This window comes from Salinicola aestuarinus, assembly GCF_003206645.1.
Lineage (GTDB): Bacteria > Pseudomonadota > Gammaproteobacteria > Pseudomonadales > Halomonadaceae > Salinicola > Salinicola aestuarinus.
Map to the genome: position 1 here is coordinate 92676 of NZ_PZJP01000015.1, position 10354 is coordinate 103029.

Annotated in this window: 7 protein-coding genes; 5 read left to right on the top strand and 2 right to left on the bottom strand. The window is 63.8% G+C overall.

The annotated features are described in order from the left end of the window. The first annotated feature begins 2 nt into the window (after positions 1-2). Entirely contained in the window at positions 3-2588 is a 2586-nt protein-coding gene (clpB, locus tag DOM41_RS15400) for an ATP-dependent chaperone ClpB (RefSeq protein ID WP_110687747.1), read from the top strand. A 150-nt stretch (positions 2589-2738) separates the two neighbouring features. Here the strand turns inward: clpB and DOM41_RS15405 are convergent, their stop codons facing one another. Then, positions 2739-4079: a sugar porter family MFS transporter gene (locus tag DOM41_RS15405; protein WP_110687748.1), complete on the bottom strand. Its 1341-nt coding sequence runs from the start codon at positions 4077-4079 to the stop codon at positions 2739-2741. Positions 4080-4661: 582 nt separating this feature from the next. Between DOM41_RS15405 and DOM41_RS15410 the strand changes: the two genes are divergently transcribed. Further along, entirely contained in the window at positions 4662-6386 is a 1725-nt protein-coding gene (locus tag DOM41_RS15410) for an acetolactate synthase 3 large subunit (protein ID WP_110687749.1), read from the top strand. After that, positions 6386-6877 (top strand): acetolactate synthase small subunit, encoded by a 492-nt coding sequence (ilvN, locus tag DOM41_RS15415; RefSeq protein WP_110687750.1) that lies wholly within the window; start codon positions 6386-6388, stop codon positions 6875-6877. The genes DOM41_RS15410 and ilvN overlap by 1 nt, the downstream gene beginning before the upstream one ends. Before the next feature lie 109 nt (positions 6878-6986). On the opposite strand, the gene ilvY is transcribed toward ilvN, so the two are convergent. After that, positions 6987-7871: an HTH-type transcriptional activator IlvY gene (gene ilvY, locus DOM41_RS15420; protein WP_110687751.1), complete on the bottom strand. Its 885-nt coding sequence runs from the start codon at positions 7869-7871 to the stop codon at positions 6987-6989. 159 nt (positions 7872-8030) lie between these two features. Between ilvY and ilvC the strand changes: the two genes are divergently transcribed. Further along, complete coding sequence (gene ilvC, locus DOM41_RS15425; protein WP_110687752.1) at positions 8031-9047, top strand: ketol-acid reductoisomerase; 1017 nt, start codon at positions 8031-8033, stop codon at positions 9045-9047. A gap of 168 nt (positions 9048-9215) precedes the next feature. Continuing rightward, complete coding sequence (pssA, locus tag DOM41_RS15430; RefSeq protein WP_110687753.1) at positions 9216-10151, top strand: CDP-diacylglycerol--serine O-phosphatidyltransferase; 936 nt, start codon at positions 9216-9218, stop codon at positions 10149-10151. Positions 10152-10354: the final 203 nt, after the last annotated feature.

Consider the following 10354-nt stretch of genomic DNA (forward strand, 5'->3'; position numbering starts at 1 on the left):
GCATGCGTATGGATCGCATCACCACGAAACTTCAAAACGCACTGGCCGACGCGCAGTCGCTGGCGGTGGGGCGCGGGCACAACCAGCTCGCCCCCGCGCACCTGCTGATGGCGCTGCTCGAGATGCGTGACAGCGGCCTCAAGGGGCTGGTGCAGAAAGCCGGCGGCGACGTTCAGCGGCTGCGTGAAGGACTCAGCGGTCAACTCGACAAGCTGCCCGAGGTTGGCGAGTTCGACGGCAACGTCGGCATGAGCCAGGAGCTGTCGCGGCTGTTCAATCTCGCCGACCGCGAAGCGCAGAGTCGCGGCGACCAGTACATCGCCATCGAGCTGATTCTGCTCGCCGCGCTCGACATGAAAGGCGGTGTGGCCAAGGCGCTCACCCAGGCAGGCCTCGAGCGCAAGCAACTGGCGGGCGCGATCAGCGAGCTGCGCGGCGGCGCCAACGTCGATGACGCCAACGCCGAGGAGAAGCGCGAGGCGCTGGAGAAATACACGCTCGACCTCACTGCACGGGCGACCGACGGCAAGCTCGACCCGGTGATCGGCCGCGATGACGAGATTCGTCGCACCATCCAGGTGCTGCAGCGGCGCACCAAGAACAACCCGGTCCTGATCGGCGAGCCTGGCGTGGGCAAGACTGCCATCGTCGAGGGGCTGGCGCAGCGCATCGTCAACGGCGAGGTGCCGGAGGGGCTCAAGGACAAGCGCGTGCTGTCGCTGGACATGGGCGCACTGCTCGCCGGGGCGAAGTTCCGCGGTGACTTCGAGGAGCGCCTCAAGGCCGTACTCAATGAGCTGTCGAAGGAAGAGGGGCGAGTCATCCTCTTCATCGATGAGCTCCATACCATGGTCGGCGCCGGCAAGGCGGATGGCGCCATGGACGCTGGCAACATGCTCAAGCCGGCGCTGGCCCGTGGCGAACTGCACTGCGTCGGCGCGACCACGCTCGACGAGTACCGTCAGTACATCGAGAAGGATGCGGCGCTCGAGCGCCGCTTCCAGAAGGTGCTGGTCGACGAGCCAAGCGAATCCGACACCATCGCCATCCTGCGCGGTCTCAAGGAGCGCTACGAGGTTCACCACGGCGTCGATATCACCGACTCGGCGATCATCGCCGCGGCCAAGCTCTCGACCCGCTACATCACCGATCGGCAGTTGCCCGACAAGGCGATCGACCTGATCGACGAGGCCGCGTCACGGATTCGTATGGAGCTCGACTCCAAGCCCGAAGCGATGGACCGTCTCGACCGCCGCCTGATCCAGCTCAAGATGGAGCGGGAAGCGCTGAAGAAGGAGACCGATGAAGCCTCGCGCAAGCGTCTCGACAAGCTGGAAGCGTTGATCGACGAGCTCGGCCGCGAGTACGCCGATCTCGAAGAGGTGTGGAAAGCGGAGAAGGCGAGCATCCAGGGGGCGGCGCAGTACAAGGCCGAGCTCGAGCAGGCGCGGATCGATCTCGATGCCGCCCGGCGTCAGGGCGATCTGGGGCGGATGTCGGAGCTGCAGTACGGCGTGATCCCCAAGCTCGAGCGTCAGATCGCGGAAAGTAGCGACAGCGAGGGTGACGAGGCGGTCGTGCATCAACTCCTGCGCTCCAACGTCACCGAGGAGGAGATTGCCGAGGTGGTGTCGCGCTGGACCGGCATTCCGGTGGCCAAGATGCTCGAGGGCGAGCGCGACAAGCTGCTGCGAATGGAGGACGCGCTGCACGAGCGAGTGATCGGCCAGCACGAGGCGGTCAATGCCGTGGCCAACGCGGTACGCCGTTCGCGGGCCGGGCTCTCTGACCCCCATCGGCCCAACGGCTCGTTTCTGTTCCTCGGTCCGACCGGCGTCGGCAAGACCGAACTCTGCAAATCGCTGGCGAACTTCCTGTTCGATACCGAGGAGGCAATGGTGCGCGTCGACATGTCCGAGTTCATGGAGAAGCACTCCGTGGCTCGGCTGATCGGGGCGCCCCCGGGCTATGTCGGCTATGAAGAGGGCGGCTATCTGACCGAGGCGGTGCGCCGCAAGCCCTATTCGGTACTCCTGCTCGACGAAGTGGAGAAGGCCCACCCGGATGTCTTCAACATCCTGCTTCAGGTGCTGGAAGATGGCCGCCTGACCGATGGCCAGGGGCGTACGGTGGACTTTCGCAATACCGTGATCGTGATGACCTCCAACCTCGGGTCGGATGTCATCCAGCGCATGGGCGGCGAAGAGACCGACTATGTCGCCATGCGCGATGCGGTGATGACGGTGGTCGGCGACCATTTCCGTCCCGAACTGATCAACCGGATCGATGAGGTGGTGGTCTTCCACGCCCTGGGTCAGTCCCAGATTCAGGCGATTGCCGGCATCCAGCTCGAGCGGCTGCGGGCTCGGCTGGCGGAGCGCGATCTCAAGCTCGAGGTCAGTGACGACGCCATGGCCCAGCTCGCCGTGGCCGGCTTCGACCCGGTGTACGGTGCGCGGCCGCTCAAGCGTGCGATCCAGAATCGGATCGAGAACCCGCTGGCGCAGGATCTGCTCGCCGGCGAATTCGTCCCGGGCGACACCATCCACGTGCGTGCCGAAGCGGATCGTCTGGTCTTCAGCAAGTAGCGGTGTCGTCGCGCTCACGGCGCGGCGACGTCAATGATCTCTCACGCGGTCGCGTCCTGACCGTTTTTCTCCCCGCGGCGCCTGGCGCCGCGGGTTTTTTGTGTCAGCGATTCGAGGCGGGTCGCCGCGTCGGGGGCGCGCTGCCCGCGATCACTCCCGTCGGGCGGCGGGCGCCAGCTTGCGCTGAAGCGCTTCCAGCGAGACACCCTTGGTTTCCGGCATGAAAAAGAGCACGAACACCACCTGCAGGACCATCATCACGCTGAAGAAGGCGAACACCGGTCCGCCGTTGAACACGCCCAGCACCCAGGGCGTGACCAGGGTAATGACGGCGGCGAAGAACCAGTGGGTAAAGCTGCCGAGGGACTGTCCGCGGGCGCGTTCGCGATTGGGAAAGATCTCCGAGATATAGACCCAGATCACCGTGCCCTGGCTGATGCCGTGAGCGGCCACGAACAGACAAAGCTGTAGCGGAATCAGGACTCCACCCAGATTCTCGGTGAAGAAGGCATGGGAGATAATCGCCAGCGAGACGATGTAGCCCACCGAACCGATCAGCAGTAGCGTGCGGCGGCCGAGTCGGTCGATCAGGGCCATGCCGAGCAGCGTGAACAGCACCATGATCAGACCGATGCCGGCAGTGGAGAGGAGTGCGGCGCTGGCACCGAGCTCGGCAGACTCGAGAATCCGCGGGGCGTAATAGAGCACGAAGTTGATGCCGGTGAACTGATTGAAGAAGGCGATCAGAAACGCCAGCGTGATCGGCAGACGCAGACGGCGTGAAAAGAAGCGCGACTGCGTTTTGTCATCCTCGCGATCGGCTGCCTGAATCTCTTCGATCTGGGTGTCGATGTCACCGTGGGCATCGATCTTGCGTAGCGTGTCGGCGGCGGTGCGGGTATCGCCCCGGGCGAGGATGAGCCAGCGCGGACTTTCCGGCACCTTGAGCAGCGCCAGGGTATAGATCAGTGCCGGCACCACCTCGATCCCCAGCATCCAGCGCCAGGCATCCGCGCCAAGCAGGGTGCCGAAGATCGCATTCGAGACATAGGCCATGAAGATGCCGAACACGACGTTGAACTGATACAGGGCGACCAGATTGCCACGGCGCTCGGCGGGAGCGATCTCCGAAATGTAGGCCGGTGCGGCCACCGACGACATGCCGACACCGAAGCCGCCGATCAGACGGAAGAACGAGAACCAGAACGGGGCGGTGGCGAGCGCCGAGCCTAATGCCGACACGAGATAGAGCACCCCGATCACCATCAGGGTGGCGCGCCGGCCGAGACGGTCGGCGGGGTAGCTGCCGAAGATCGCACCGAGCACCGTCCCCCACAGTGCCATCGACATGATGAACAGCCCGTGCTGGAGGTCGCTCAGCCCCCAGAGCGCCTGCACCGGTCGGTCCGCGCCGGAGATCACCGCGGTATCGAAGCCGAAGAGAAACCCGGCCATGGCGACGAAAATGGACCATTGGAAAAGCGGGGACATCGAGCGCTCCTAATTGGGGTTGTCGTTATCGCTGTCGTTATCGTTATCGATCGCGCGGCCGTGGGCTGTGAACGGCGTGGAGACACTCGCGTCGGGCGTGCGCCGAACCTGGTGCTCAGTACAGCAGCCATCGTGTCTTCCTGCCGGGATGCGACGTCGAACTTTGGTGGCAAGAAAGTCACGGCGAGCGTGGCGCGCCGGCGCGGTTGACAGCCCCGCGACGCTGGGAGAATCTAGGCGGCTCCTGATTGCGGGCGCGGCATTTGCGGGCGATCCCCGACCGCCGCGTGAAGGGTAGGTTCTCAGTGACCTCTACCCGCCTGTCGAAGGAAATCTTTCTCAGGAAAGAGGGGTACGGGCCGACCGCCTGTTCCCGCCAACCCCGATACGGCGATCTGCCGTATCAGGCATCGCGCGAGCCCCGGTTCGTTGATGCCTATGAGTGCGGGTCCCCACCCCGGGCCCAGGCCAGGATCATGGCATCAGGTGTCGACGTGACGTCGGCAGCGGCATACCGCCGCGTTTAAGCTTCGCGCTATCGACAGCCGGAGCGGCACTCGAACCTCCAGGGGAGACTCACCAGTGGAATTACTTTCCGGCGCCGACATGATCGCCCGCTTTCTGAAAGACGAAGGCGTCGAGCGGATCTACGGCTATCCCGGCGGGGCGGCACTGCACATCTACGACGCCCTCTTCCGCCAGGACAGCGTCCAGCACATTCTCGTTCGTCACGAACAGGCCGCGACCCACGCCGCCGACGGCTACGCCCGCGCTTCCGGCAAGCCCGGCGTGGTGTTGGTCACCTCGGGCCCCGGTGCCACCAATGCGGTCACCGGGATTGCCACCGCCTACATGGATTCGATCCCGATGGTGGTGCTCTGCGGCCAGGTGGCGAGCCATCTGATCGGCGAGGATGCCTTCCAGGAGACCGACATCGTCGGTGTCACTCGGCCGGTGGTGAAGCACAGCTTCTCGATCCGCCACCCCAGCGAGATCCCCGAGGTACTGAAGAAGGCGTTTTATCTCGCCGCGACCGGTCGCCCCGGGCCGGTGGTGGTCGATATCCCCAAGGATATGACGGCACCCACCGAGCGCTACGAGTACGTCTACCCGAAAAAGGTCAAGATTCGCTCCTACAACCCGGTCACCCGCGGGCACACCGGCCAGATCAAGAAAGCGGTCGACATGATGCTCAAGGCGCGTCGGCCGGTCTTCTATACCGGCGGCGGTATCGTCACCGGCGGGGCGTCGGAAGCCCTCACCGATCTGGTCCAGCGGCTCGGTTTTCCGATCACCACCACGCTGATGGGGATCGGCGCCTACCCGCAGACCGATAATCAGTCGCTCGGCTGGCTCGGCATGCATGGCAGTTACGAAGCCAACATGGCGATGCACCACGCGGATCTGATCATCGCCATCGGGGCTCGCTTTGACGATCGTGTCACCAACAACACCTCTAAGTTCTGCCCCACGGCGAAGATCGTCCACGTCGACATCGACCCCAGCTCGATCTCCAAGACCGTGCGGGCGGACGTGCCGATCGTCGGTGCGGCCGGTAGCGTCATCAACGAGATGATCAGCCTGGTGCAGGGGCGCGAGGCGGCCAGTCCCGAAGCACTCGCCGAGTGGTGGCAGAGCATCGACGGTTGGCGCGCCGAGCGCGAGGGCAAGCTCTACGAACCCTCCAAGTCCGGCGAGGCGCTCAAGCCGCAGGAGGTGATCGAGGCCGTGCATCGCGTCACCCGCGGCGAGGCGTTCGTGACCACGGACGTGGGCCAGCATCAGATGTTCGCGGCGCAGTACTACAAGTTCGCCAAACCCAATCGCTTCATCACCTCCGGCGGGCTCGGCACCATGGGCTTTGGCTTCCCGGCGGCGATGGGCGTGAAGCTCGGCTACCCGCAGGATGACGTGGTCTGCTTCACCGGTGAGGGCAGCTTCCAGATGATGATGCAGGAGCTCTCGACGTGTAAGCAGTTCGAGGTCGGCGTGAAGATCGTCAACCTCAACAACCAGTCGCTCGGCATGGTGCGCCAGTGGCAGGATCTGAACTACAAGTCCCGCCACGCGCACTCCTACATGGAGTCGCTGCCGGACTTCGCCAAGCTGATCGAGGCCTACGGCTTCACGGCGATCACGGTGCGCACCCATGAGGAGCTGGCGCCGGCGCTCGAGCGCGCCTTCGCCGACACCAACGAGCTCGTGTTCCTCGACATCTACGTCGACCCCTTCGAACACGTCTATCCGATGCAGGTGCCGCTCGGCTCCATGCGTGACATGCTGCTTTCGAAGACGGAGCGGACCTGATGCGTCATATCATCTCGATCCTGCTGGAGAACGAACCCGGTGCGCTCTCTCGCGTGGTGGGGCTCTTCTCTCAACGCAACTTCAACATCGAAACTCTCAACGTCGCGCCGACGGAAGATCCGTCGCTCTCTCGACTGACCGTGACCACGGTAGGGGATGACCGAGTGATTGAGCAGATCACCAAGCATCTCAACAAGCTGGTCGATGTGGTGAAGCTGGTCGATCTGACCGAGGGGAATCACATCGAGCGCGAGCTGATGCTGGTCAAGGTCAAGGCGCTTGGCGCCGCGCGAGACGAGGTCAAGCGGACCGCGGATATCTTCCGGGCGCAGGTCGTCGACGTGACGCCGAGCGTCTATACGGTGCAGATCACCGGTGATGGCGGCAAGCTCGACGCCTTCATTCAGGCGATGGCGCCGATCGGCATTCTCGAAGTGGCGCGAACCGGGGTGTCGGGCATCGCCCGCGGTGACAAGCTGCTCTCTCTCTAGACGGTAGGCGACTCGACGGGCTTCGGCCCCGTCTCGACGACGCCCGNNCGCCGGGCGTCGTCGTTTTGGGTGACGAAGGGGGTGGCCATCGTCGAGTTCGCGCAGCGGGTCAGCTCGGCAGCTGGGACCAGAGCGCCTCGATCAGCGCACTCTTGACGCGGCGCTTGAGCACGCAGAGGCCGACGTCGTAGTGGGGCAGTTCCGGCTTGACCGGCAGGACGCTGACACGGTCGTTGAGCGGGCTGTTGTCGAGCACGATCCGCGGCACGATACCGACGCCGAATCCGAGCCCCACCATGCTGACGATCGCTTCGTTCCCGGCAACCTGCGCGTAGATGGTCGGGCTGATACCGAGTGCGCGGAACCAGGTGTCGGCGTGATCCCGCGACAGGCCGGCTTCGGAGAGGATCATCGGCACGTCGCGCCACTGCGAGGGTGTCGGCGTCTGCGGTGTGCGAGGCAGCCATTCACCGCCGTCCCGCGGGGCGATGAAGACCAGCGGCGAGGTGGTCAGCGGCTTGAAGGCGAGCGAATCGGGCAGGCTGCGGGGCCGCGCGGTGATCGCGATATCCTCGCTCTCGCTCTGCACGCGGGCGATGGCATCGGCCGGATCACCGGTATGCAGCTTGATCTCGATCCGCGGATGGCGCTGGCGGAATTCGCTGAGGAGCTGGTAGAGGAAGCTGTAGCTGGCGGTCACCGAGCAGTAGATGCTGATCTCGCCGACGAGCTCTCGGGTCTCCTCCATCAGGGTGCGCTGGACCGATTGCCACTGCTCGAGTGTCTCGCGGGCGTAGGTATGAAAGCGCTGGCCCTGACGCGTCAGTGCGACGTGCCGGTTGTCCCGTTCGAACAGCGTAACGCCGAGGCTCTCCTCGAGCTGGCGGATCGAGCGGGAGAGTGTCGAGGGGCTGATATGGCAGGCGTCGCTGGCGCGGCCGAAGTGCAGCTGCTCGGCCAGCGCCAGGAAGTGGGTGAGCGGGCGGTAGTCCATGGCGGTCGTCGTTTTGATTTATGAAATGTCGCGTTGCAAATATAGCGTTTTACGCAACGATTCGCCTGACATACCGTAGCGCCATGGCCTGTCGTCGAGCGCTGACGCGATTCGACGGCTCGCGACACGACATCCTCAGTATCGAATTCGGAGCCCGTCATGCACGTCTATTACGACAAAGATTGCGACCTCTCTCTCATCCAGGCCAAGAAAGTCACCATCGTGGGTTACGGCTCTCAGGGGCACGCCCACGCAAACAACCTGAAAGAGTCCGGCGTCGATGTCACCGTGGCGCTGCGCCAGGGCTCTTCGTCCGCCGCCAAGGCCGAAGCGGCAGGGCTCGCCGTCGCCAGCGTGCCGGAAGCCTGCCAAACCGCTGACGTGGTGATGGTGCTGGCGCCGGACGAGAATCAGAAGGCGATCTACGAGCGCGACATCGAGCCGAATCTCAAAGAGGGCGCCACGCTGGCCTTCGCCCACGGTTTCAATATCCACTACAACCAGATCGAGCCGCGCCAGGATCTCGACGTCATCATGATCGCGCCGAAAGCGCCGGGCCATACCGTTCGCTCCGAGTTCGTCAAAGGCGGCGGCATCCCGGATCTGATCGCGATGCATCAGGACGCCTCGGGGCAGGCCAAGGAGATCGCACTCTCCTATGCCGCGGCCATCGGCGGTGGACGCAGCGGGATCATCGAGACCACCTTCCAGGACGAGACCGAAACCGATCTCTTCGGCGAGCAGGCAGTCCTGTGTGGCGGCGCGGTCGAGCTCGTCAAAGCGGGCTTCGAGACGCTGACCGAAGCGGGCTACGCTCCGGAAATGGCCTACTTCGAGTGCCTGCACGAGCTCAAGCTGATCGTCGACCTGATGTACGAAGGCGGCATCGCCAACATGAACTACTCGATCTCCAACAATGCGGAGTACGGCGAGTACGTGACCGGCACCGAGGTGATCAACGAGCAGTCTCGCGAAGCGATGCGCAACGCGCTCAAGCGCATCCAGACCGGCGAATACGCCAAGATGTTCATCAGCGAGGGTAACTCGAACTACCCGTCGATGACCGCGCGCCGTCGTCTGAACGCCGAGCATGACATCGAGCAGGTCGGTGCCAAGCTGCGCGGCATGATGCCGTGGATCGCGGCCAACCAGCTGGTCGACAAGAGCAAGAACTGATCATTCGCTTGCAGTAGTCTCCCCACGGGGCGCGACGCGAGTCGCGCCCCGTGGTCGTTGTGGGGAAGGATATCGCCATGCGTGCGGTCATCTGTCGTCATTACCGCTAGGCTGTAGAATGACTCGGCCGACACGCTCGAGCGAAAACGCTTCTAAAGGATTGATGCCATGACGCAGGAAGATCGCCACCACGAGCAGGAGCCCGAGACCATTACCATCGGTGCGACCTCTCCTCTCTTTGACGATGAAGACGAGGTCATCGAAGAGACGGTCGAGAACGGCAAGCGAATCCGTCGCCGCGGAATCTATCTGTTGCCCAACCTGTTCACGCTGTCGGCGCTCTTCGCCGGCTTCTACTCCATCGTCGCGGCAATCAACGGCGACTACGCCAAGGCGGCCATCGCGATCTTCATCGCCATGGTGCTCGACGGACTCGACGGCCGGGTGGCACGACTCACCAACACGCAGAGTGCCTTCGGGGCGGAGTTCGACAGTCTCGCCGACATGATCTCCTTCGGTCTGGCGCCGGCGTTGGTCGCCTTTACCTGGATTCTCCAGGACATCGGCAAGATCGGCTGGATCGCCGCGTTCATCTTCGTGGCTGGGGGGGCGTTGCGACTGGCACGATTCAACGTTCAGATCGGCAGTACCGACAAGAAGTGGTTCGTGGGCCTGCCTAGCCCCTCGGCGGCAGCCCTGGTGGCAGGCGCGGTATGGGTCTTCCATACCTTCGATGCCGAGTCGCTCGGCTTCAAGATCCTGATGACCGTCGTCGTGGCCGCAGCCGGGGTGCTGATGGTGAGTAACGTGCGCTATCACAGCTTCAAGGAGATCGATTTCAAAGGGCCGGTGCCCTTCGTCTTTCTGCTGGCGATCGTGCTGCTGTTCGTGCTGATCTCGATCGAGCCCTCCGTCATGCTGCTGACGCTGTTCGGCGCCTATGTCATCTCCGGGCCGCTCTTCGCGCTGGGGCGTCTGCGTCAGACGCAAAAGCAAAAGCGCCAGCAGGCAACGACCTCGGAGGCGACAAGCCAGGAAACAGAGGCGCATAACGCCGCGAGTCAGGAGACCGGAACCGGAGAGAGCGGCCCGCGGCAGCACTAACGACTCGCTGCCACCGAGCCACGACGCCCGCCATGTGCGGGCGTCGTCGTATCGGGCCGTCGCGTCTGCTGGTTGGGTGACATGCCGCTGTCACTTTTTTGTGAATCAACGCTTGCCAAGCCGGCGTTGGGTCCGTAAAGTACGCATCCGCTGACGACGAGACAGGTTTTCGGGGTCAGCGGGAAGTGAGCCAAGCGTTTGAT